Raw genomic sequence first — 22,985 nt, 5'->3', positions numbered from 1 at the left:
AGATTATTGTGGAATTTCGTCGCCTTGCGCCGGAACTTCACTCACTGCATCATCAGCTTGTTGAATCACCTGACCTTGGGTCGGGTCAATCCATTGTGACTCAGTTTTATGTGTAGACATATTACCAAGCACTAAGCTAAGGATAAAAAATGTAGTTGCAAAAATTGCAGTCATTCGGGTAAGGAAATTTCCTGAGCCACCAGCACCAAACACAGTGTTTGAAGCGCCAGCACCGAAAGAGGCTCCCATATCTGCGCCTTTACCTTGTTGAATCAACACTAGGCCAATTACACCAAGCGCTGCCAACAGGTAAATCACAAGTAGAACTGTAAACATTTTTCCACCTATGTTCCTAATTGTTGAGCCAGCGCCGTTCAAAAAACTATTTTTAAGAACAAGGCTAGCGACCTCCTAACTGAAGGCCGAGCAATACTAGCGAATGCGACGATGGCTGACAAGGAGAATTTGCTAAAAAATAAGCCTTTACCAAGTGAATGGTCAAAAAAAGGTCAAAAGCGACACAAAACTCATTTATGTCTCTTTTGACCGTTATATCTTTTGACCGTGATATAAGTCAACCACTTCTAATCACAAGCGCTATTCGCTGCGCCAGCTAAGTAAAAGGTTAAATTAGCAGTTTGCTTTTACTGCATCTGCAATCTTAAGCGCTGATGCTTGAACAAGCTCTGCATCTTCGCCTTCAACCATGACACGCAGTAGTGGCTCGGTACCAGACTTGCGTAATAGTACACGGCCTTTCTCGCCAAGCTCTGCTTCTACTTCAACAACCGCTGCTTTTACCGCTTCGGCTTCTAGTGGGTTTGAATCTCCGCTGAAACGAACGTTTTCTAGAACTTGAGGGTACAACGTCATGCCCTGAGACAACTCATTCAGTGTCATTTCGCTATCAACAACTGAAGCCAAAACTTGCAGAGCAGCAACGATAGCATCACCCGTCGTCACTTTATCTAGTAGGATAACGTGCCCCGAGTTTTCAGCGCCGATCTTCCAGCCTTTAGCAAGAAGCTGTTCCATTACGTAACGGTCACCAACAGCAGCACGTACAAACGGAATACCTAACTGCTTAAGGCCGTTTTCCATACCCAGGTTGGTCATTAGTGTACCAACAACGCCGCCTTTCAACTCACCGCGACGCAGTGCATCACGAGCAATAATGTAAGCGATTTGGTCGCCATCAACTTTGTTGCCTAGCTCGTCAACCATGATGATACGGTCACCATCACCATCAAAGCCAAGACCTAATGCCGCTTTTTCTTCAAGCACTTTTGCTTGCAGAGCACGTACATCCGTCGCACCGACTTCGTGGTTGATGTTAGTACCGTTTGGCTCAACACCAATCGCAACGACCTCAGCACCCAGTTCTTTAAATACAGCAGGCGCAATGTGGTAAGTCGCACCATGTGCACAATCGATAACGATCTTCATGCCAGCTAATGTCATTTTATGTGGGAACGTACTTTTACAGAACTCGATGTAACGGCCAGCCGCATCGTTCAAACGTACTGCTTTACCTAGCTCTGAAGAATCAACACATTCGATGTCTTTATCCAACTCTGCTTCAATTGCCAACTCGATATCGTCCGGCAGTTTTGTTCCCTCAGAAGAGAAGAACTTGATACCGTTATCGTAGTATGGGTTGTGTGATGCAGAGATAACAATACCGGCTTCAGCGCGGAAGGTTTGAGTTAGGTAAGCCACAGCAGGTGTTGGCATTGGGCCAGTAAACGTAGCCTGAAGACCAGCAGCAGCAAGGCCAGCTTCTAGCGCTGACTCAAGCATGTAACCAGAGATACGAGTATCTTTACCAATGATGACTTTCTTTGTGCCTTGCTTCGCAAGAACACGACCCGCAGCCCAGCCAAGCTTCAGAACAAAATCAGGTGTAATCGGGTACTGGCCTACTTTGCCACGCACACCATCTGTGCCGAAATAACGTCTTTTATCAGACATAGTGATTTTCCTTAATTATATTTAGTGATTGTTGTTCATCACTTCGATTATTTTCATCGCTTCCAGTGTCTCCTCGACATCATGAACGCGAATAATTTGTGCGCCTTTCATCGCGGCAATCGTCGCGCAAGTGACGCTTGCGACCATGCAGTCGGCCGGAACCTTGTCTAGCAATTTAAAGATCATCGATTTTCTCGACATCCCCGCTAAAACAGGTAAGCCTAACGAATGAAACTTTTCAAGGTGCGCTAATAGGTGGTAATTATGCTCAATGGTTTTCCCAAAGCCAAAGCCAGGGTCAAGGATCAGCTGATCTTTTGAAATACCCACCGCCTCACACGCTTCTACCCTTTCTTGCAAGAATGCTTCTACATCCTGAAGAACATCATCATAACTTGGGTTAGCTTGCATGGTTCTCGGCTGACCTTTCATGTGCATCAGACAAATCGGAACATTAGCATCAGCGGCGACTTGTAATGCTCCAGGCTCTTGCAAAGCGCGCACATCATTGATCAAATCAGCGCCCGCTTCAACAGCTTGGCGCATCACTTCCGCTTTACTGGTATCTATCGAGATCCACACATCAAACTTGGCACGAATGGCTTTAATAGCAGGAATGACACGGGCAAGCTCCTCTTCTAACGAAACATCAGGAGCGCCAGGTCGAGTTGACTCACCACCAATATCGATAATGCTAACGCCCGCTTGAACCATGCGTTCAGCTTGCTGTAAGGCATTATCAAGTGAGTTAAATTTCCCACCGTCAGAGAAAGAGTCAGGGGTGACATTGAGGATGCCCATCACATGTGGGCGATCTAACACGAGAGTTTTATTCTTTGCTTTTAATATCATGGAAGGCCGATCTTAAAGGGAAAAACACCATAGGCTATAAACAGAAAAACCCTGAGCGTACTCAGGGTTTTAATTGATAGTTTAGCGATTAAGAATCTTTGTTTTGAGCATCATCTGATTCAGATTTAACTTCTTCAACTTTTGACTCTTCAGCTTTAGGTTCCGCTTTAGCTTCTTCTGCCTTAGCTACAGGTTTTGCTTCTTCCTTTGTAGGTTCAGCTTTTACCTGATCACCCCAACCAGCTGGATCACGAATCTCTTGCTTACGCTCCATCAAGTCATCAATTTGACCTGCATCGATCGTTTCGAACTTCATTAGAGCGTCTTTCATCGAATGCATGATATCCATGTTATCTTCAAGAATCTTCTTAGCTCTATCGTAGTTACGGTCGATAAGGATACGAATCTCTTCATCGATAAGCTTAGTCGTGTCATCAGAAACGTGCTTAGCTTGGCTCATGCCGCGACCTAGGAAAACTTCACCTTCTTCTTCTGCGTAAAGAAGAGGACCCAATTTCTCAGAGAAGCCCCACTGCGTAACCATCTTACGAGCAATATCAGTTGCACGTTCGATATCGTTAGACGCACCAGTTGACACTTTGTCTTTACCGTAAATAAGTTCTTCAGCAAGACGACCACCGTACAAACTAGAGATCATTGATTCTAGATGTTGGCGAGACATGCTTACGCGGTCTTGCTCAGGTAGGTACATAGTTACACCAAGCGCACGACCACGTGGAATGATTGACACCTTGTACACTGGATCGTGTTCAGGTACCAAACGACCAACAATTGCGTGACCCGCTTCGTGGTAAGCCGTTGACTCTTTCACTTCTTCAGACATAACCATTGAACGGCGCTCTGCACCCATCATAATTTTGTCTTTCGCAAGTTCAAACTCAACCATAGATACATTGCGCTTGTTACCACGAGCAGCAAATAGCGCCGCTTCGTTCACAAGGTTCGCAAGATCTGCACCAGAGAAGCCTGGAGTACCACGAGCGATCAGCGACGGTTCAACATCACCTGATAGTGGCACTTTACGCATGTGTACTTTAAGAATCTGTTCACGACCACGTACATCCGGTAGACCAACCACAACTTGACGGTCAAAACGACCAGGACGAAGTAATGCAGGGTCTAGTACGTCTGGACGGTTAGTCGCAGCGATAACGATAATACCTTCGTTACCTTCGAAACCATCCATCTCAACCAACATTTGGTTCAGTGTTTGTTCACGTTCATCGTGACCACCACCAACACCAGCGCCACGTTGACGACCTACAGCATCAATTTCATCGATAAAGATGATACAAGGTGCCGCTTTCTTCGCTTGTTCGAACATGTCACGCACACGAGATGCACCAACACCAACAAACATTTCAACGAAGTCAGAACCAGAGATAGTAAAGAACGGTACTTTCGCTTCACCGGCAATCGCTTTTGCAAGCAATGTTTTACCCGTACCAGGAGGACCAACCAACAGGATACCTGTCGGGATCTTACCACCTAGCTTTTGGAAGCGGCTTGGGTCACGAAGGTAGTCCACAAGCTCTTTCACGTCTTCTTTTGCTTCGTCACAACCAGCAACATCAGCAAACATGGTTTTGATTTGTTCTTCGCTCATCATTCGAGCTTTACTCTTACCGAAAGACATCGCGCCTTTACCGCCGCCGCCGCCTTGCATTTGACGCATGAAGAAAATCCATACACCAATCAGTAAGATCATTGGGAACCATGAGATGAAGATAGTGCCAAGCAGGCTCTGCTCTTCAGGTGGTGTACCCTGAACTTTTACGTTTTGATTAATTAAGTCATCAAGTAGCTTTTGATCATAAACAGGCATGTAAGTTACATACTTAGAACCACCACCACGACGTGTGAAAGTGATTTCGCTGTTATTGAACTGTGCGTCTTGAATCTGGCCTTGGCCAACTTCCTGTACAAACGTGGTGTAATCTACTGCTCTGCCGTTACTTTCCCCAGGGCCGAAGCTCTGGAATACCGACATCAACACTACCGCGATAACAAGCCACAGAATTAAATTTTTTGCCATGTCACTCAAGGTGTAAGCCTCTCGATAACTAATTGTAATTAAAGGTAGGGTACTACAGTTTGTAACCTGTAGCCATGTTGTTAACTCTCACTCTTGGAAGAGAATCGTTAACCTTTGTAACCAGTGGCTACGATAAACACTTCACGAGATCGAGCTCGAGAAGAGTCGGGTTTTCTAACTTTTACTGTTTTAAACATCTCGCGGACGTCCTTAACGTATTGGTCAAACCCTTCGCCTTGGAATACTTTTACAACAAAACTACCATTGGTAGCTAGAACTTGTCGACACATATCCAAAGCTAATTCAACTAAATACATAGCTCTTGGCTGATCCACAGAATTGTTGCCTGCTATATTAGGTGCCATATCTGACATCACGACATCAACCATGTTTGGTTGTATACGTTCCAACAAGGCATCTAGCACAGCTTCTTCGCGGAAATCGCCTTGTAAAAAGCTAACACCAGCAATCGGATCCATTGGTAACAAGTCACACGCAATGATTTGTCCGTTGTCTCCAACAATCTTAGCAGCATATTGAGACCAACCGCCAGGTGCTGCACCCAAATCCACAATGGTCATCCCAGGAGACAGCAATTTATCTTTCGTTTGAATCTCTTCCATTTTGAAATAAGCACGTGAACGATAGCCTTTCTTTCTTGCTTCATTTGCGTACTTGTCGTCGAAGTGTTCCTTCAACCAACGGCCTGAACTGGCCGAGTGTTTCTGTTTGCTCATTGGATACCTAAATTGGAGGAAAGTACTAATTGCTGAATAAATTATAGTCTTCAGCTTTAGATGGCGTTAAAATAGGTTTTTTCAACCCTAATAGTAAAGAAAATTGGCCGCGTAATGAACCTAAGTACCAAACAAAAGCAGCATCTAAAGGGCCTAGCTCACAGTTTAAAACCTGTTGTGCTAATGGGCGCAAATGGACTTACTGAAGCTGTTCTAGCGGAAATCGAATTAGCTCTAGACCACCACGAACTGATCAAGATTAAAGTTGCATCAGAAGACCGTGAGACTAAGCAACTGATTATCGATGCAATTGTACGTGAAACTAAAGCTGAGAAAGTACAGACTATCGGTAAAGTTCTAGTACTGTTCCGCCAGTCAGAAGCACGTAAAATCGAGATTCCACGTAAATAAGCGAGTTTGATATAAGCTAACTTCACTAATAGGAAGCCACAGCGCTTATCTTTTAGTGTAGCGTGAGAAACGAAAAAGGTCGCATTTAGCGACCTTTTTACTTATCAGAAACAAAGAAAATTCAATTAGATATATTCTACTTTGTCGATTTCGAAGTCTTTGTCACCACCAGGGGTAGAGATCATGACTTCGTCGCCTTCCATTTTACCGATAAGACCGCGAGCAATTGGCGATTTCACAGAAATGCGACCCGTTTTGATGTCTGCTTCGTCTTCTGAAACGATTTGGTAGCGGAACTCATCATCGGTATCCACATCAATCAGTGTCACTGTCGTACCAAAGATAATCTTGCCCGTATTATCCATTTGCGTTACATCGATGATCTGAGCCAGTGATAGCTTATATTCAATATCACGGATCTGAGCTTCACAAATACCCTGCTCTTCACGAGCGGCGTGGTATTCAGCATTCTCTTTCAGGTCACCTAGTTCACGTGCTTCACCAATAGCGGCTGAGATAACAGGGCGTAGCTTAAGTAGGCGATCTAATTCGTCACGTAGCTGCTGAGCGCCACGTACTGTCATTGGAACCTTTTCCATTTTTTACCTCTATGCCAAAGCTTTCTTTGGCCAACATAAATACACCCAACGTATTTATTGGGTGATAGAAACAAAACGATTTGGCTTAGTGTAAACAAACTTTATGGCTAAATCACCTTTATTCCACTTTGCGTTATAAAAGCTTTATCTAGGTCTAAATTACAGACATCACAAAAATGAATAATAATCTCCCCATCAATAAGTTGAGAATTAAATACCTAAAAAAACAAAAAACAAACAAAATAAACACAGATCACACTTTTATAAAAATCAATTTAAAACAAACACTTAATCAACAAGAGATATAATAAAACAGTGTTCATTTTTTAGTTTTATATCATTTTACTAACTGACCATGGAACTTTAGAGGTAAAAAGTAACCCATGGATTGCACTGGCATTTTTCAGACTTCTGTTCTAATCATGATTATGAAGCCTGATTAATACAGGCAATACACAAAAGGGTTCAAATCCTTGATAAAACTTCTATGGACAGTAATTAGGAAATAATAACATGAACAAGACTATGATCGCGCTTGCTGTATCTGCTGCAGCTCTTGCTACTAACGCAGTGGCAGCGGACGGTAAACAAGCTGGTGGTATCGAAGGTACATCTGTATACAGCTCAAACGGCACTTCTCTAGAAATCGGTGGCCGTGCTGAAGCTCGTCTATCTCTAAAAGATGGTGCAGCTCAAGACAACTCTCGTGTGCGTCTAAACTTCCTAGGTAAAGTTGAAATCCAAGATGGCCTATACGGCGTTGGTTTCTACGAAGGCGAATTCGTTTCTAACCCAGAAACTGTACTAAATACATCTGGCGAAAAAGTTACGGTAGACAGTTTAGACAACCGTTACGCTTACGCTGGTATCGGCGGTACATTCGGAGAAGTGACATACGGTAAGAACGACGGCGCTCTAGGCGTTATCACAGACTTCACTGATATCATGTCTTACCACGGTAATTCCGCAGCAGACAAACTTGCAGCAGCAGACCGTACAGACAACATGCTTTCTTACAAAGGTCAATTCCAAGACCTAAGCGTAAAAGCAAGCTACCGCTTTGCAGATCGTACAGATTCAGCAACTGACAGTGGTTACGACGACAACGGTGAAGATGGTTACTCTCTATCTGGTATCTACGCAATCGGCGATTCTGGCTTCAAGCTAGGTGCGGGTTACGCTGATCAAGACCTAGACAACGAATACATGCTAGCGGCATCTTTCCGCACTGAAGCTCTATACTTTGCAGGTGTATTCACTGACGGTGAGAAAGAAGCTGACACTCTACGCCGTACTGTAGATTACACAGGTTACGAATTTGCAACTGCGTACACGCTAGATAAAACTGCGTTTACTCTAACGTACAACAACGCAGAAACTAACGATGAGACTTCTGCAGATAACGTTGCAATCGATGCAACTTACTACTTCAAGCCTAACTTCCGCACGTACATCTCGTACAACTTCAACCTAATTTCTGAAGGTGACAAGATCGGCGGTACATCTCTAGTAAACGGTAATGCATCTAAAGCTGACGCTGAAGACGAAATCGCTCTAGGTCTACGTTACGACTTCTAATTCTGATTATCTAATTGATTAATTAGTTAATTGAGAATCAAAACGCCCGCTATCTAGCGGGCGTTTTTTATATCTGTATACTGAAAACATCAGCCATCCAAGAAATCTTCTATGCGCCTTCTATCCACACTACTTGTATGTAGTTTTTCCATTAGCGCTTTCTCAGTTAACGCTTTCGCTTACCCCCCTCTAGATAAACTGCCTGATGGCAGTAGCACCAGTGTAATTTTGGAATCCCTGAGAGGCGATTCATACAAAATGAATTCCAACAGTGATGGCTTCTACCCTCCCGCCAGTACTTTAAAGCTGGTCACAGCTTTAGCAGCGAAGTTGGAATTAGGGGATGACTTTCACTATACGACTAGCATTGCTCGTTCTAATAAAGATGTTGTGCTCTCATTCAGCGGCGACCCGACGCTACAAAGAGAGCAGTTAAAAAGGCTTTTAGCTCAATATACTAAATCACAATCTAAAACCATTAACGGTAACCTGTATCTCGATAACTCGACTTATACGGGCTATCAACGCGCGGTGGGTTGGCCTTGGGACATTTTAGGCGTTTGTTACAGCGCGCCTTCTAGTGCAATGACCTTGGACAGCAACTGCGCACAAGCCTCTATTTATACAAAAGGTAATGGCAGCACTCGCGTTTATATTCCCGCTCACTATCCGATAGACGTGACGACCACCGCTGCCACGGTAACTCGCTCTGGGCAGAAGGCGACACAATGCGACTTGGAACTCATCACCACACCAGATAACGCTTACAAGCTCTCTGGTTGCTTGGTTGAGCGTAAAAAGCCACTGCCACTCAAGTTCGCGATTCAAAATCCAGAACTTTACACCTATCAAGTCGTGACATCGCTTCTCAAAGAACTGAAAATAGAAGTAAAAGGTGATGTGATTATTGGTAAAAAAGCGAAAGCAGACAAAACCACGTTAGTCGCTAGTCACAACTCAGAAAAGCTTCCTGAACTGCTCGATACCATGCTGAAAAAATCAGACAATCTAATAGCAGACAACCTAACCAAAACACTGGGTGCAACGTTTTATGTCCAACCGGGTAGCTTCAATAACGGTACTGAAGCGATAAAGCAGATACTGCTGACCAAGGCTAATATTGACCTCAGTAAAGCGCAGCTCGTCGATGGTTCAGGGTTATCCAGAAACAACCGAATGAGGTCACAGACCATGGCTCAAGTGCTTCGTTATATCTGGGAAAACGATCAACAGCTCAACCTGATTGAGGCTATGCCTACATCAGGTGTAAATGGAACGCTCAAGTACCGTCCAAGCATGAGAAAAGCACCGATTCAGGGCAACATCACAGCCAAAAGTGGTTCTTTGTACGGAACGTACAACATGGCGGGATATGGTTTAGATGAGTCCGGGAAACCAAACTCTTTGTTTGTGCAGTTTATTCGTGATTACTTCCCTGAAGAGCAAGATCCAGACAGACCGGTAGAGGCTCCAATCACCCAGTTTGAGCGTGCTTTCTACAAAGATGTAGTTGAGTTCAGTCAAACACAAAGCAAATCGAAGTAATGTTTGGCTCTGTGTAAACTTCTACTCAAACAATAAAAATGGCGCTGAAGACCTTCAATCTGCAGCGCCATTTTTATTTCTCAGATGTATTTAGCTATTTTTATAGGTGCCTATTTTTATAGGAGCTAAGCGATACCGAGGAATGAGTTAACCACAGTGAAGTAGATCCACATTCCTGAGATATCAACTATGGAAGCAAGCACTGGGCTCACTAGCACTGCAGGGTCCAACTTGAACAAACGAGCCACGATAGGCAACCCGCCGCCAAGAACCGTCGATATTGTCACCTGAATAAACAGAGCAACAGCGATAGCAAAGGCAATCATGTTAATGTCGTAACCACCAGTAGACTGGTTTTCACTGAACAGCAAGATACGTCCAATCATTACCACGGCAATCGCCAGTGCTAAACAAATAGCCACTCTAAACTCTTTCCATAGAACATTGGCCCACTGACGTTTTTTCAATTCACCAGTGGCTAAGGCTCTAATCACCAAAGTAGCGGCTTGTGTTCCCGTGTTACCTCCCGCTGCAGCGATAACTGGCATATAGATAGCTAGCAGTACCAGTTGGCTAAGGATATCTTCGTACTGAGCGATGATAAGACCAGAAACGATACCTAGCAGTGCCAGCGCAATAATCCAACCGATACGCTGTCTAACATGGCTTAATACACCTGTAGAAAGGTAACCCTGTTGAGGCTCAACCTCTGAATAGATTAGCCCTAGTTGGTGAGCTAGATGTCGCGAACGCTTTTCAAAGCCTTGCTCCTCTAACTCACTAAGTAGAGCTTGAATCGTACTTAGAGAGCATTGCCCTAATACAAGTACTGCATCTTCAAGCGGCATACAGTTGAGAAGCCTAACTTGCTGCTCACGCCCGTATTGCTGAAATGCATTCGATACAGCTTGGATGTCTTGCTCTGAGTACAGAGCTTCAATAGATAAAAAAGTGTTGTTCATTACCGTCATGGCGAATCTCCCGATTGGCAAAGGTAACGACCATCAAAACAAATAGCCTATAGCTAATACACCAAGAGCGTACAGCTAAGCGCACCAAGAGCTGAAAGCTACTGATGTGTCTACTTGTTAGAATCTAGTGTGTGGAAAAGAATGCGGGGGAAAACAAAGATACCCTACCTGAACGGCAGGACAATAGATCAATACCGAGACAGGTCATTCTTCTCCATTCAAACTAGGAGGATGGTCGGTATTGTTCATAAAAATCTCCAGAATTACTGTCAATTTGACAGCGCGCATAGTGTAGCAATAGGCGTTTCAAAGTTTCGTCAATTTTAAGTCAATAAAAAAGGCATCCGTGGATGCCTTTGGTTCAATTATTGATGTGCATTATTACTTAATAGTAATACGAGCAAACTTACGCTTACCTACTTGGTAAACGGCAGTACCTGCTTCAGGCACGAATTTGCTGTCTTCAATCTTCTCGCCTTCAAGCTTAGCAGCGCCTTGCTTGATCATACGCATCGCATCAGAAGTCGAGTTTACAAGACCCGCTTCTTTTAGAACGTTCGCAATTGGCAGGCCTGCTTCGAATTCAAACTCCGGCATTTCATCAGGAACTTGGTTCTTAGCAAAACGGTTAACGAACTCTTGCTCAGCGGCTTCAGCATCTGCTTCACTGTGGAAACGAGCGATGATCTCTTTAGCAAGAAGCACTTTAACGTCACGCGGGTTCTTACCTGCATCAACGCCAGCTTTCAGTTCCGCAACTTCTTCAAGAGGACGGAAAGACAGCAGCTCGTAGTAGCTCCACATTAGATCGTCAGAGATAGACATGATCTTACCAAACATCTCGCTTGGTGCTTCGCTAATACCGATGTAGTTATGCGCAGACTTAGACATCTTCTTAACACCGTCTAGACCAACAAGTAGTGGCATCATTAGTACCGCTTGTGGTTTTTGACCTGCTGCTTTTTGCAGTTCACGACCCATTAGAAGGTTAAACTTCTGGTCAGTACCGCCAAGCTCAACGTCGCTCTCTAGTGCAACAGAGTCGTGACCTTGTAGAAGTGGGTACATGAATTCGTGGATTGCGATCGGTTGACCACCAGCGTAACGCTTTTTGAAGTCATCACGCTCAAGCATACGAGCAACAGTTTGGTTAGAAGCAAGACGAATCATGCCTTCAGCGCCAAGCTCAGATAGCCATTCAGAGTTGAAACGAATTTGCGTCTTCGCAGGATCTAGAATCTTAAATACTTGCTCTTTGTAAGTTTCAGCATTCTTCAATACGTCTTCGCGGCTTAGCGGTGGACGTGTTGAGTTTTTACCTGATGGGTCACCAACCATTGCAGTGAAATCACCGATAAGGAATGTCACTTCATGACCAAGCTCTTGGAAAGCACGAAGCTTGTTAAAGATAACCGTATGGCCTAGGTGGATATCTGGAGCTGTTGGATCGGCACCCAGCTTAATGCGTAAAGGACGACCTTCTTTTAGTTTTGCAATCAGTTCGTCTTCTGGAATCAGTTCTTCTACGCCACGTTTGATCTCGGCTAGTGCAGCTTCAATACTCGCCATTCTTGTTCACTCCCACAGATTTGGCAAAAATACATTAATTAGACATCTTACTTGAATAGCGATGTATTTTGAAACCAGTTACACTATTCCGTCGTCGATTTTCATAATATTTACAGAACGAACCGGAACATGTTGTCTATTTTTGCACGCCTTCCTATTTTGCACCGGGCTTTTATCGCATTTTTTAGTGCCATAATTTTCGTCGCGATTTTCTTACTCCCCGACGTCAACAGTTTGCGTGACGATTCGGGCGCTTTAGTTGTGGGAAAACATTACCCACTGACTATCAATGCCTCTGCACTTATTAGCTCAAGTGACGCTCCACCGACGGCAGTGCTCAATTGGGAGAAATACACCGTTCGCTCTGGCGAAAGCACCTCTGTTTTATTTGAACGTATTGGCCTCTCATACCGTCTGCTGATCACGCTACTCAATACCAATAATGATATTAAGAAGCAGCTGTCTAACCTAAGACCTGGTGATGTCTTGCAGTTCGGCTTTGATGAAAACAACGACCTTATTCAGTTAAAACGACAACTTAGTGCGTTTGAAAGCTTCAAGATCACTAAATCTGGCGATTCTTTCTCATCAAGTTTCGACAAAAAAGAAGTGGTATACCAATACAATTATGCCGAAGCCAACATCACCTCTAACTTCTGGAACGCTGGCGTCAGCGCAGGTTTAACCGCAAACCAAATTATGGAACTGGCCGGCATCTTCGGTTGGGATATCGACTTTGCGTTAGATATTCGTAAGAACGACAGCTTCAAAATCTTATACCAAGAGAAAGTGGTTGAAGGTGAAGTAGTTGGTCGCGGTAAGATCATGGCAGCCGTGTTCAAAAACCAAGGCGATTCATTTACCGCGGTATTGGATGATAAAAGCGGCAACTACTTCGATGAAAATGGTCGTGCGATGAAGAAGGCGTTCTTGCGCTCACCAATTGATTTTCGTCGCGTAACATCGAACTTTAACCCTACCAGGAGACACCCAGTAACCGGTAAGATTCGAGCTCACCGCGGTACTGACTACGCAGCCCCTGTTGGCACGCCTATCTGGGCAGCCGGTGACGGTATTGTTCAGAAGTCAGGTTACAACCAATTCAATGGTAACTACGTGTTCATCCGCCACAGCAACACCTACATCACCAAGTACCTGCACATGAAGCGACGTATGGTGAAAACCGGTCAGCGCGTAAAACAAGGCCAAACCATTGGTACTTTGGGCGGTACAGGCCGTGTGACTGGCCCGCACTTACATTATGAATTCTTGGTTAATGGCGTACATAAAAATGCGCGTACCGTGAAATTGCCTCAATCCAAGTCGTTAACTGGTAAAGCAAAAGCAACCTTTATTGCCAACTCAGAGATTCGATTAAGAAACCTTGAGCGATACGGTCAGTTACTAGCGACTAACTAGGCGTTTGTAGCTTCACTGCAAAATAGAAAAATGCAAAGAGCGCCCATCAAGGCGCTCTTTTTTATGCTCACATACCACAACTAGCTACTGTTTTTCAGGTTTGTTGTTCCGTCCAAGCATTAACAAACAAGGGGTTAATACTAAAGTCAGCACCGTGGCAAACGCCAAACCACCAGCAATAGCGGTCGCAAGCTGTGACCACCATTGTGTACTTGGCGCGCCAAACTCTATCTTTTGATTAATCAGGTCGATGTTCATCTCTAACACCATCGGCATTAAACCTAAGATAGTCGTAACCGTCGTGAGCATTACTGGCCTTAAACGCTGAACACCGGTTCTTAGAATCGCATCTCGCTTGTCCAAGCCTCTTTTGATGAGCTGATTATAAGTATCAATCAACACGATGTTGTTGTTCACGACTATGCCGGCGAGCGCTATTACCCCAATTCCCGACATCACAATGCCAAACGGACGTTGGAAGATCAGTAAGCCAACGAACACGCCAACGGTCGAAAACAATACAGCACTCAGAATCAAAAACGCTTGATAGAAGCTATTGAACTGAGTAATCAGAATCAAAGCCATTACCGCCAAAGCAACCAAGAAAGCACTTTGTAAAAAGGCTGACGAGTTTTCTTGTTCTTCGTTTTGACCACGGATGCGAAATTCCACGCTACTCGGCAGCCCTAGCTCACTCAATGCTTGTTCGATCTTTGGTAGTTCGAGAGCAAGGTTATACCCTTCTTCCATATCCGCCATGATGTTCACCACACGCTTGCCATCAAGGCGTTTAATGGTGTCTTGCTTATGGTCGGGAACGATCTGAGCGAAATTAGTAATAGGTACTAAACCTGCTGGCGTTTTCACCCTAAGCTGGTCGAAGCGCCCGATATCACGCTTATCATTAGGGTAGCGCACCAAGATATCGACCTCTTCTGAAGAATCATCTGGGAGGTAATCGCCAATCTTTAGCCCGTTAGTGACGAATTGAACCGTATTACCCACCAAGGTCGCATCAGCCGAAAAACGCGCAGCATCATCTCGGCGAATATCCACTTTCCAATCGATGCCATCTTTACTCGCGGTATCACTTATATTGGTCAGCGCCTGATTGCCATCCGCCCAGTTCCTTACAATTTTTGCAGCCTGATTGAGCTGCTCAGGAGTTTTGGCCGACAGCTCAATCACTAAGTCATTCTCAACCGGAGGCCCTGCATCTGGAAACTTATATTCAATCTCGACCCCTGCGTATTGATCGGTGTGCACCTTTAATTCTTCAATGATCGCCTTAACACTGCGACGGTATTGCCAATCAACAGGGGTAATCGAGATCAAACCAATCTGATCATCACCACCAGTACGCGTATAAACGGTATCGAACTCATCATGATTGAGCATCATCAACTCAATATCACGCATGATGACATCTTTCTCTTGGATAGAAAGATCACCATGGGAGCGAACTTTGACATTAAAGAATGGCGGATCCACTTCTGGGAAGAACTCTGCACCTAGACCCGCTTTGGAATAAGTAAAACCCACCGCAAGCGCAAGTAATATGGCACTGAAAAGAATCTTAAAGGGATGCTTAATCGCAATCGACAACGTGTGGTAGTACGCTTTGGTTAAGCCTGTAGCCTGTGAGAAATCACCGTTGTGCAGTGCCACCATTCGCGCTTGGCTTTTGGGCGATACGTATTGAGGTTTACCAATCAAACCACCGAGTACAGGCACAAACAACAACGCCATAATCAATGAAGCGGTTAAGGTTGCAATCAACGTTAATGGCAGGAACTTCATGAATTCGCCCGTTACATCCGGCCAAAACAGTAACGGAGCAAATGCAGCCAAGGTTGTAGCCGTTGATGCCGTTATTGGCCACGCCATTCGTTTCGCTGCATCTCGGTAAGCGGCTTTACGCCCTTCACCTTCTTGCATTCGCCTGTCGGCAAACTCGGTCACCACAATTGCGCCATCGACCAACATACCAACCGCCATGATCAACGAGAACAGCACCACGATGTTGACGGTTAAGCCAAACACCGAAAGAACCAATAACCCGGTTAGGAATGAGCCTGGAATGGAAATACCCACTAACAAAGCGGTACGCACACCAAGAATCGCGATGATAACGATCACCACCAGAATAATGGCGGATAAGATATTGTTTTGCAGATCATTAAGCATGATCTTCACATCTTTAGATTCATCCCAAGTGTATTTGACCAATAGGTTATTTGGCCACTCGGCTTGCTGCTGAGCACCAGCCATTACCGCTTTGACTAACTCAACGGTTTCAATGATGTTTTCACCCGCACGTTTCTTGATATCCAAGACAACTGCGGATTTGCCATCTAAACGGGCAAAGCTTTCAGGATCTCGAAACGCTCGACGAACTGTAGCCACATCGCCAAAGGTCACTACCTGTTTACCATCCACTTTGATAGGCAACTCTAGTACGTCTTTTAAAGAGTTAAACACAGAAGGGACTTTGACCGAAAAACGCCCGTAGCCTGTATCAACAAAGCCTGCGGCCACCACTCGGTTATTCAAAGCAATCAGATTATAGATGTCCGCTTGATCTAGGCTGTAACTCTCCATCAACAGCGGATCGACAATGATCTCGACGATGTCATCGCGATCGCCCGCAATATCGACTTCAAGGATTTGGCGATAGCTTTCGAGTTTATCTCCGAGCTCTCGAGCGATTTGTACTATGGTACGCTCAGGCACGGTACCAAACAGAACCACTGACAACACAGGCTGCTCAGAAGCGAGGGTAACTTCATTTACAGTCGGCTCATCGCTATCTTCTGGCAATTTGGGCTTAGCCAGATCAACAGCGTCACGAACATCAGCCATCGCTTTAGTAAGATCGACGCCAACATTAAACTCTAACACCACAGAGGCGTGCCCTTCTGCTGCGGTTGCTGTCATCTCTTTTACGCCTTCGATTGACCTAAGCTCTTGCTCAATAGGTCGAACCAATAAACGTTCTGCATCCGTTGGCGAGATCCCTTGGTGCCCGACCGAAACATAGATAATTGGGATGGTAATGTCTGGGCTCGATTCCTTAGGTATCGTGATATAGGTGACGACACCGGCGACAAGGATTAACGCTAAAAGGGAGAGCATTGTTCGAGCGCGAGACAAGGCTGCATCAATAATAGAATACATCGGTTATCTCCTACTCTGCGGCTGCGTTAGAGAGTGCAGCGCCTTGCTCAACAGCAATCACCGAATCACCATCACGCACAAACCCTTGGCCTACTGTGATGATATCGACGCGTTGTCCAAGTCCTGTGAGCCAAACTCCATCTTGCTCTGCCTTTACTAGCTGAATGCCTACAAATTTCACGGTTGGTGAGTCATCGACTGAAACCAAAGTTTTGACCCCAAGGTTACCTGCCTCATCCAGTGCCAGCATGGCAGGTGTAATCTTGATTGCATCTCTTGTTTCTAGGTTGAGGGTTACTTCTGCACTGACACCTGCAGGTAATAGGCCTTTGGAATTATCGATTTCAATCTCTATTGGGAAGGTATTAGTAGCAACAGAAGAGATACGAGAAACATAGCGTAAACGGCCTTCCGCTTCTTCTCGCCCTAACAAACGAACCAAAGCAGATTGATTGACTAGCAAATGTTGGATATGACGCTCACTGACATCCGCCTCAATAACCAAAGGATCGAGGTCAATCACGCCAGCAACAGGATCGCCAACACTAACGAAATCACCGAGCTCCACCATCAAATCTTGAACCACACCCGAAAAAGGCGAAGTAATCACAGTATTCTTTAAAGCCAATTCCGCATTGCGCTTCATGGCCTTTGCTTCCGTTAGTGAAGCCTCTGCGATGGTATAGGCTATCTCGCCTTGCAACCCTCTTTTCTTCAAAGACTGTGCTGCTTTAAATTCTTTTTGCTTCAAACGATATAACGCAGATGCTCGCTCCAACTGGATCTCTAAATCGCCTTTATCAATCTGAGCAATGGCTTGTCCAACTTTAACCGCATCGCCCTTAACAACGTTCAATCTAACAACCTTGCCCGCAACTTCAGCCCCCAAACGAGCATGTCTATCGGGCGCCGTTCGACCATAGAGATCAATCGTTTTAAAGGTCGGTGATGAAGTAAATGTTTGAAAAGAGACCTTCGCCAACGGAATTTCTGTCACTTTTTTCTCAGACGACTCTTCCGCTTGCCCCACTCCTAAACCAAGCCAAATCGACAACAGCACAACTAGAATCAGAGAAACCAACCACGGCTGCTTCAGTTTCTGAAAAAGTGGAGAGTTAGAAAATAGAGTGGGCATAGCAAATCCTTTTGTCCGATGTTATTAAGGCGCGCTAATTAGCTTAACACTGTCATATGCAACATCCTGATGCACAGCGGTAACCTTAACAGACCCACACCCAACGAAGTTGGACTCTATCGACAGTTTAAAAAATATGGCGTTTACTATAAGCCAGGTAGATGAAATAAAGATTACACATTCCCCGCCCAAATACCTCTTGGTGTATATGGCTATAATAGGTCGAGTTACTGTCTGTTTTATATGATGTATTTCTTAAAAACAAAAACGCCGAGCATGAGCTCAGCGTTTAAAATATTTCTAATGTAGATCTCAGTTCAAGCTACCTTTCAGTTCACGTTAGACGCTAAATGATGCACCACAACCACATGTTGTTGTCGCGTTCGGGTTGTTCACAAAGAAGCGTGCGCCTTCTAGGCCTTCAGTGTAATCAACCATGCCGCCCATTAAGTACTGTAGGCTCATTGGGTCAACAACCAGCGTAACACCGCTGTTTACAATAGTAGTGTCGCCATCATTTACTTTTTCATCAAATGTGAAGCCGTATTGGAAACCACTACAACCGCCACCTGTAATGTATACACGCAGTTTTAGTTCTGGGTTTTCTTCTTCAGCAATTAGCGTTTGTACGCGTGTAGCTGCTGCATCAGAAAAAGACAATGGGATATTTACTTCGCTCACGACAACCTCTCTTACCTGTGTCAAAAACAACATGATACAAATCTAATTCGAGACCATAGTTGTTGAGTATTTTCTTATATTCTGGTGATTATCTAATACCTGACTGAAACGTTCAAGTATTCACCACAGGATCGGTCCTTTTACTGCTGTAAACTCGCCAATATCTAACAATTAAAACGTGTAACCACACAAAACAACCAGATTCGGGTGATTATCTGGGCGAAAGCATTCCTAGTTGGATTAGGGATAGGTACAATGCGTGCCAATTGGTCCGACAGTCAAAAGAGGATATATCAATGACCAAATCAGCAGAGCTGTACGAAAAAGCACAGCAAACCATTCCTGGTGGCGTAAACTCTCCAGTTCGTGCATTCAATGGCGTAGGTGGTTCTCCAATCTTCGTTGAACGCGCTGATGGCCCACTTATTTTTGATGCTGATGGTAAAGCGTATATCGATTACGTTGGCTCTTGGGGTCCAATGATCCTTGGTCACAACCACGCGGTTATTCGTGACGCAGTTATTGCAGCAGCTCAACGCGGCCTTAGCTTCGGTGCTCCAACCGAAACTGAAATCAAAATGGCTGAACTGGTATCTGAGATGGTTCCATCAATGGAACAGCTACGTATGGTGAGCTCAGGTACAGAAGCAACAATGAGCGCGATTCGTCTAGCTCGTGGCTTCACTGGTCGTGACAAAATTCTTAAGTTTGAAGGCTGCTACCACGGCCACGCAGACAGCCTACTTGTAAAAGCTGGTTCTGGCGCACTGACTTTAGGTCAACCAAGCTCTCCAGGCGTACCGGCTGATTTTGCGAAACTAACGCTAACAGCAACCTTCAACAATCTAGATTCAGTACGTGAAATCTTCGCAGCAAACAAAGGCGAGATCGCTTGTATCATCGTTGAGCCAGTAGCGGGTAACATGAACTGTATCCCTCCTGTAGAAGGCTTCCACGAAGGTCTACGTGAAATCTGTGATCAAGAAGGTGCATTGCTAATCTTTGATGAAGTAATGACAGGTTTCCGCGTTGCTGAAGGTTGTGCTCAGGCTTACTACAACATCAAGCCAGACCTAACGTGTCTTGGTAAAGTGATTGGCGGCGGCATGCCTGTCGGTGCTTTCGGTGGTCGTAAAGACGTGATGCAATACATCGCACCAACTGGCCCTGTTTACCAAGCGGGTACGCTTTCAGGTAACCCTGTTGCAATGGCTGCTGGCTACGCATGTTTGAACCTTCTACGAGAAGAAGGCAACGAAAAGCGTCTAGCTTCAAAAACTAAGCAGTTGGCAAAAGGCTTCAAGCAACTTGCTGACAAGCACGGCATCCCGATGCTAGTTCATCAAGTTGGCGGTATGTTTGGTTTCTTCTTCACTGACCAAGAAACTGTGACGTGCTACGAAGATGTAACTAAGTGTGATGTAGAACGCTTCAAGCGCTTCTTCCACCTAATGTTAGATCACGGTGTTTACCTTGCACCTTCAGCATTCGAAGCAAGCTTTACTTCTCTTGCTCATGGTTCAAAAGAACTTGATGCAACACTAGAAGCTGCTGACCGCTCTCTTGCGATCATTGCTGCTGAAAGCAAATAATCGAAAGCACTTTATAAGTCGCTAACCGATTGAATTTAGGGCTGCATTAAATGCAGCCCTTTTTTATATATCGCGCTCACCAGCCACAAATATGACAGCTTATTTAGCCGTCGACTAAGGCTAAAGCTGAACCAAAAGCATTAACGTTCCCAGAAAAGGAAAACCAACAACATCAAGGTACCAAGGAACATTCTGAACCAAGGGATCTCTTTTTTTGTTTGCTGTTCTTCGTCTTGGCATTTCTTATCTTTATTACAGCATCCCATTATCAAAACTCCTCATTGCTAACTCTCTGTTTTGCAGCCATTATAAACTCAGAACGCAAATATAGAGACCATTACCGTGTCAGAAAAACTCAAAATCAATTCCAGCCACTGGGTGATCATCATTGCCCTACTCGCGGCGGCTTATGCTTGTTACTTGCTTATCGAGCCATACGTTAACTCTATCGTGATGGCCTTTATCATTTCACTATTGATGTTCCCAATCCATGAGTGGCTTGAAAAAAAGCTCCCGAATAAAGAAAACATCGTCTCTCTGCTGTCTTGTATCATACTGACCTTCATTATTGTTATCCCTTTATTGGCAGTATTCGCAGCAATTGTTCAGCAAGGTTCTCTGTTCTCTCAGAATACTTACCAATGGGTGACCCACGGTGGCATTCAGACTCTGTTTGCTCATCCGTTAGTGGTCAAAGCGCTGTCATTTGTGAATAACTACCTGCCTTTCGACAACATTGATCCCCAAGCCATCGCACAAAAAGTCGGTGAGTTTGCGACCAGCTTTGGTTCTAAGCTAGTTGGTATCAGTGCCAAAATCTTAGGTGACGCAACCAATTTCTTGATGGATTTCTTCTTGATGCTGTTCGTTTTGTTCTTCTTATTAAGAGATCATGACAAAATCATCAGTGTGGTTCGTCATATTCTGCCGCTGTCTCGTAGCCAAGAAGACAAACTTCTAACAGAGATAGAACAAGTATCTAAATCAGCAGTAATGGGCTCATTCTTAACCGCAATCGCGCAAGGTTTTGCCGGCGGTTTAGGTATGTGGATTGCCGGTTTCCCAGGTCTATTCTGGGGTACTATGATGGGCTTTGCCTCTTTCATCCCAGTTGTGGGTACCGCATTAATCTGGATTCCAGCAGCAACCTACTTGTTCCTAACTGGTGATACCACGTGGGCGATTTTCCTAACGGTTTACTGTGTAGCGATTGTTGGTTCAATTGATAACCTTCTGCGTCCGCTGCTAATGCAAGGCAGTGCAGGCATGAATACCCTGATGATCTTCTTCTCACTATTGGGTGGTATTCAACTGTTTGGCCTAATTGGTCTTATCTACGGACCATTGATTTTTGCGATTACCATTGTCCTATTCAACATCTACGATGAAGAGTTTAAGGACTTTTTAAACCAGCAAGACAAGAGTTAACGAACTTGACGTCAACTTGATTGGCGAACCCGTATTAAACACTTCAAGCTTTGGGCGGATTATGCGAAAATCCGCCCTCATTTTTTGCTAACGATTCAACAGAGTGTCCTATGTCAGCTTATATTGCACCAAGCCAGATTGCTCAACGCCAACTCGCCTACTTTGAAGGCAAACATGTTTTAGTTGCCGGTGAGGCAGAAGACTTGTTCCCTGTTGAGTTAGCGAAGCATTGTGAATCTGTCTCTGTGTTTACTTCTAATTACAGCTACTACCGTCAATTAGAAGGCTACAACACCATCCAACGTTTCTATGGTGCGGAGTTTACCGAAGAGACCAAAGCCGACTTAGTGATGTTGTACTGGCCAAAAGCCAAAGCGGAAGCGGAATTTTTGTTGGCGATGCTATTTGCCAAGCTAGGCAAAGATACCGAGATCGTCGTGGTTGGTGAAAACCGTTCAGGCGTGAAAAGCATCGAGAAGATGTTTGCTCCTTACGGCAAAGTTGTTAAATACGATTCAGCGCGTCGTTGCTCTTTCTATTGGGGTCAATGCTTCGAGCAACCACAAGCGTTCAACCTGCAAGACTGGTTTAAGACCTACACGGTTAACATTGGTGAGCAATCACTTACGGTAAAAAGCCTTCCTGGCGTCTTCAGTCACGGTCAATTCGATGTCGGTAGCCAACTTCTGTTGGATACTCTGCCAAAACTAAAAGGCAAGGTACTGGATTTTGGCTGTGGTGCAGGCGTATTGGGCGCGGTGATGGCATCTCGTAACCCAGATATCGAGCTAGAAATGTGCGACATCAGTGCATTTGCCGTGGCATCAAGCCAAGCAACGCTAGAAGCGAATGGTTTAACGGGTAAAGTCTTCGCATCCGATGTCTATTCTGATACTGCAGAAGACTATCAGTTCATCATCAGTAACCCACCATTCCATTCAGGTTTAGACACTAGCTACAGCGCGACTGAGACCTTACTTTCTCAGGCTCCTAAGCATTTGAAGCGTTCTGGTGAGATGATTATTGTTGCGAATAGTTTCTTAAAATACATTCCAATTATTGAACAAGCGTTTGGAAAATGCGCGACTCTAAATAAGACCACTAAATTCGCGATCTATCACGCAAACAAATAACCTCTCTAGCACAGCGCAGGGTCATTATCTGCGCTGTCTGTTCATATTTTTGTCAAAACTCTATAAAAATGAGCTTTTGCACACGCTTTAAATACCACTTACTTGTCAAAGTAAAAAAACTCGTTAATTTC

General features: G+C 44.7%; 19 protein-coding genes. 7 read left to right on the top strand and 12 right to left on the bottom strand.

From position 1 onward, the window contains the following. Positions 1-3: 3 nt before the first annotated feature. The 5 genes from secG to rlmE form a co-directional block, all read right to left on the bottom strand. Entirely contained in the window at positions 4-336 is a 333-nt protein-coding gene (gene secG / locus AB6E51_RS09150) for a preprotein translocase subunit SecG (RefSeq protein ID WP_017059392.1), read from the bottom strand. A gap of 294 nt (positions 337-630) precedes the next feature. Continuing rightward, a complete protein-coding gene (glmM, locus tag AB6E51_RS09145) occupies positions 631-1,971 on the bottom strand; it encodes a phosphoglucosamine mutase (protein WP_017059393.1) in 1,341 nt (446 codons plus the stop codon). Between the two features lie 21 nt (positions 1,972-1,992). Then, entirely contained in the window at positions 1,993-2,823 is an 831-nt protein-coding gene (gene folP, locus AB6E51_RS09140) for a dihydropteroate synthase (RefSeq protein WP_017063276.1), read from the bottom strand. Positions 2,824-2,911: 88 nt separating this feature from the next. After that, positions 2,912-4,879, bottom strand: a complete 1,968-nt coding sequence (gene ftsH / locus AB6E51_RS09135; protein WP_372057926.1) for an ATP-dependent zinc metalloprotease FtsH — start codon at positions 4,877-4,879, stop codon at positions 2,912-2,914. A gap of 107 nt (positions 4,880-4,986) precedes the next feature. Beyond that, positions 4,987-5,616, bottom strand: coding sequence for a 23S rRNA (uridine(2552)-2'-O)-methyltransferase RlmE (gene rlmE, locus AB6E51_RS09130; RefSeq protein ID WP_017059396.1), 630 nt, complete (start codon positions 5,614-5,616; stop codon positions 4,987-4,989). Between the two features lie 114 nt (positions 5,617-5,730). Here rlmE and yhbY point away from each other — a divergent pair, with 114 nt between their 5' ends. Continuing rightward, a complete protein-coding gene (gene yhbY / locus AB6E51_RS09125; protein ID WP_004738252.1) occupies positions 5,731-6,027 on the top strand; it encodes a ribosome assembly RNA-binding protein YhbY in 297 nt (98 codons plus the stop codon). A gap of 125 nt (positions 6,028-6,152) precedes the next feature. On the opposite strand, the gene greA is transcribed toward yhbY, so the two are convergent. Continuing rightward, a complete protein-coding gene (gene greA / locus AB6E51_RS09120) occupies positions 6,153-6,626 on the bottom strand; it encodes a transcription elongation factor GreA (RefSeq protein ID WP_017059397.1) in 474 nt (157 codons plus the stop codon). A 513-nt stretch (positions 6,627-7,139) separates the two neighbouring features. Between greA and AB6E51_RS09115 the strand changes: the two genes are divergently transcribed. Beyond that, a complete protein-coding gene (locus AB6E51_RS09115) occupies positions 7,140-8,204 on the top strand; it encodes a porin (RefSeq protein WP_372057927.1) in 1,065 nt (354 codons plus the stop codon). Positions 8,205-8,315: 111 nt separating this feature from the next. Further along, complete coding sequence (gene dacB / locus AB6E51_RS09110; protein WP_372057928.1) at positions 8,316-9,749, top strand: serine-type D-Ala-D-Ala carboxypeptidase; 1,434 nt, start codon at positions 8,316-8,318, stop codon at positions 9,747-9,749. A 125-nt stretch (positions 9,750-9,874) separates the two neighbouring features. Here dacB and AB6E51_RS09105 read toward each other — a convergent pair whose 3' ends face one another. Beyond that, a complete protein-coding gene (locus tag AB6E51_RS09105) occupies positions 9,875-10,720 on the bottom strand; it encodes a magnesium transporter (protein WP_372057929.1) in 846 nt (281 codons plus the stop codon). A 381-nt stretch (positions 10,721-11,101) separates the two neighbouring features. Beyond that, a complete protein-coding gene (gene tyrS / locus AB6E51_RS09100) occupies positions 11,102-12,289 on the bottom strand; it encodes a tyrosine--tRNA ligase (RefSeq protein WP_017059402.1) in 1,188 nt (395 codons plus the stop codon). Between the two features lie 129 nt (positions 12,290-12,418). Here tyrS and AB6E51_RS09095 point away from each other — a divergent pair, with 129 nt between their 5' ends. Next, positions 12,419-13,708 (top strand): peptidoglycan DD-metalloendopeptidase family protein, encoded by a 1,290-nt coding sequence (locus AB6E51_RS09095; protein WP_065584911.1) that lies wholly within the window; start codon positions 12,419-12,421, stop codon positions 13,706-13,708. Between the two features lie 84 nt (positions 13,709-13,792). On the opposite strand, the gene AB6E51_RS09090 is transcribed toward AB6E51_RS09095, so the two are convergent. From AB6E51_RS09090 to erpA, 3 genes are all read right to left on the bottom strand, one after another. Then, complete coding sequence (locus AB6E51_RS09090; protein WP_372057930.1) at positions 13,793-16,885, bottom strand: efflux RND transporter permease subunit; 3,093 nt, start codon at positions 16,883-16,885, stop codon at positions 13,793-13,795. Positions 16,886-16,895: 10 nt separating this feature from the next. Beyond that, positions 16,896-18,020 (bottom strand): efflux RND transporter periplasmic adaptor subunit, encoded by a 1,125-nt coding sequence (locus AB6E51_RS09085; RefSeq protein ID WP_102331938.1) that lies wholly within the window; start codon positions 18,018-18,020, stop codon positions 16,896-16,898. 339 nt (positions 18,021-18,359) lie between these two features. Continuing rightward, complete coding sequence (gene erpA / locus AB6E51_RS09080; protein WP_004734539.1) at positions 18,360-18,701, bottom strand: iron-sulfur cluster insertion protein ErpA; 342 nt, start codon at positions 18,699-18,701, stop codon at positions 18,360-18,362. A gap of 296 nt (positions 18,702-18,997) precedes the next feature. Here erpA and hemL point away from each other — a divergent pair, with 296 nt between their 5' ends. Beyond that, positions 18,998-20,293, top strand: coding sequence for a glutamate-1-semialdehyde 2,1-aminomutase (gene hemL, locus AB6E51_RS09075; RefSeq protein WP_010436060.1), 1,296 nt, complete (start codon positions 18,998-19,000; stop codon positions 20,291-20,293). A gap of 140 nt (positions 20,294-20,433) precedes the next feature. Here hemL and AB6E51_RS09070 read toward each other — a convergent pair whose 3' ends face one another. After that, a complete protein-coding gene (locus AB6E51_RS09070) occupies positions 20,434-20,559 on the bottom strand; it encodes a hypothetical protein (protein ID WP_004734537.1) in 126 nt (41 codons plus the stop codon). 76 nt (positions 20,560-20,635) lie between these two features. Here AB6E51_RS09070 and AB6E51_RS09065 point away from each other — a divergent pair, with 76 nt between their 5' ends. Continuing rightward, the gene (locus AB6E51_RS09065) at positions 20,636-21,721 is read left to right on the top strand and encodes an AI-2E family transporter (RefSeq protein WP_017066800.1); all 1,086 of its coding nucleotides are present in this window, start codon (positions 20,636-20,638) and stop codon (positions 21,719-21,721) included. 110 nt (positions 21,722-21,831) lie between these two features. Beyond that, entirely contained in the window at positions 21,832-22,854 is a 1,023-nt protein-coding gene (gene rsmC, locus AB6E51_RS09060) for a 16S rRNA (guanine(1207)-N(2))-methyltransferase RsmC (protein ID WP_017066801.1), read from the top strand. Positions 22,855-22,985 lie beyond the last annotated feature (131 nt).

This window comes from Vibrio sp. 10N.247.311.47 (assembly GCF_041467535.1).
Taxonomy (GTDB): Bacteria; Pseudomonadota; Gammaproteobacteria; order Enterobacterales; family Vibrionaceae; genus Vibrio; species Vibrio crassostreae_C.
The sequence above is the reverse complement of the archived record's forward strand: the minus strand, read 5'-3'. Positions and strand labels throughout refer to the sequence as shown.

Coding starts and splice junctions, on each gene's coding strand:
- secG (WP_017059392.1), bottom strand. CDS start 336: ATGTTTACAGTTCTACTTGTGATTTACCTGTTGGCAGCGCTTGGTGTA.
- glmM (WP_017059393.1), bottom strand. CDS start 1,971: ATGTCTGATAAAAGACGTTATTTCGGCACAGATGGTGTGCGTGGCAAA.
- folP (WP_017063276.1), bottom strand. CDS start 2,823: ATGATATTAAAAGCAAAGAATAAAACTCTCGTGTTAGATCGCCCACAT.
- ftsH (WP_372057926.1), bottom strand. CDS start 4,879: ATGGCAAAAAATTTAATTCTGTGGCTTGTTATCGCGGTAGTGTTGATG.
- rlmE (WP_017059396.1), bottom strand. CDS start 5,616: ATGAGCAAACAGAAACACTCGGCCAGTTCAGGCCGTTGGTTGAAGGAA.
- yhbY (WP_004738252.1), top strand. CDS start 5,731: ATGAACCTAAGTACCAAACAAAAGCAGCATCTAAAGGGCCTAGCTCAC.
- greA (WP_017059397.1), bottom strand. CDS start 6,626: ATGGAAAAGGTTCCAATGACAGTACGTGGCGCTCAGCAGCTACGTGAC.
- AB6E51_RS09115 (WP_372057927.1), top strand. CDS start 7,140: ATGAACAAGACTATGATCGCGCTTGCTGTATCTGCTGCAGCTCTTGCT.
- dacB (WP_372057928.1), top strand. CDS start 8,316: ATGCGCCTTCTATCCACACTACTTGTATGTAGTTTTTCCATTAGCGCT.
- AB6E51_RS09105 (WP_372057929.1), bottom strand. CDS start 10,720: ATGACGGTAATGAACAACACTTTTTTATCTATTGAAGCTCTGTACTCA.
- tyrS (WP_017059402.1), bottom strand. CDS start 12,289: ATGGCGAGTATTGAAGCTGCACTAGCCGAGATCAAACGTGGCGTAGAA.
- AB6E51_RS09095 (WP_065584911.1), top strand. CDS start 12,419: ATGTTGTCTATTTTTGCACGCCTTCCTATTTTGCACCGGGCTTTTATC.
- AB6E51_RS09090 (WP_372057930.1), bottom strand. CDS start 16,885: ATGTATTCTATTATTGATGCAGCCTTGTCTCGCGCTCGAACAATGCTC.
- AB6E51_RS09085 (WP_102331938.1), bottom strand. CDS start 18,020: ATGCCCACTCTATTTTCTAACTCTCCACTTTTTCAGAAACTGAAGCAG.
- hemL (WP_010436060.1), top strand. CDS start 18,998: ATGACCAAATCAGCAGAGCTGTACGAAAAAGCACAGCAAACCATTCCT.
- AB6E51_RS09070 (WP_004734537.1), bottom strand. CDS start 20,559: ATGGGATGCTGTAATAAAGATAAGAAATGCCAAGACGAAGAACAGCAA.
- rsmC (WP_017066801.1), top strand. CDS start 21,832: ATGTCAGCTTATATTGCACCAAGCCAGATTGCTCAACGCCAACTCGCC.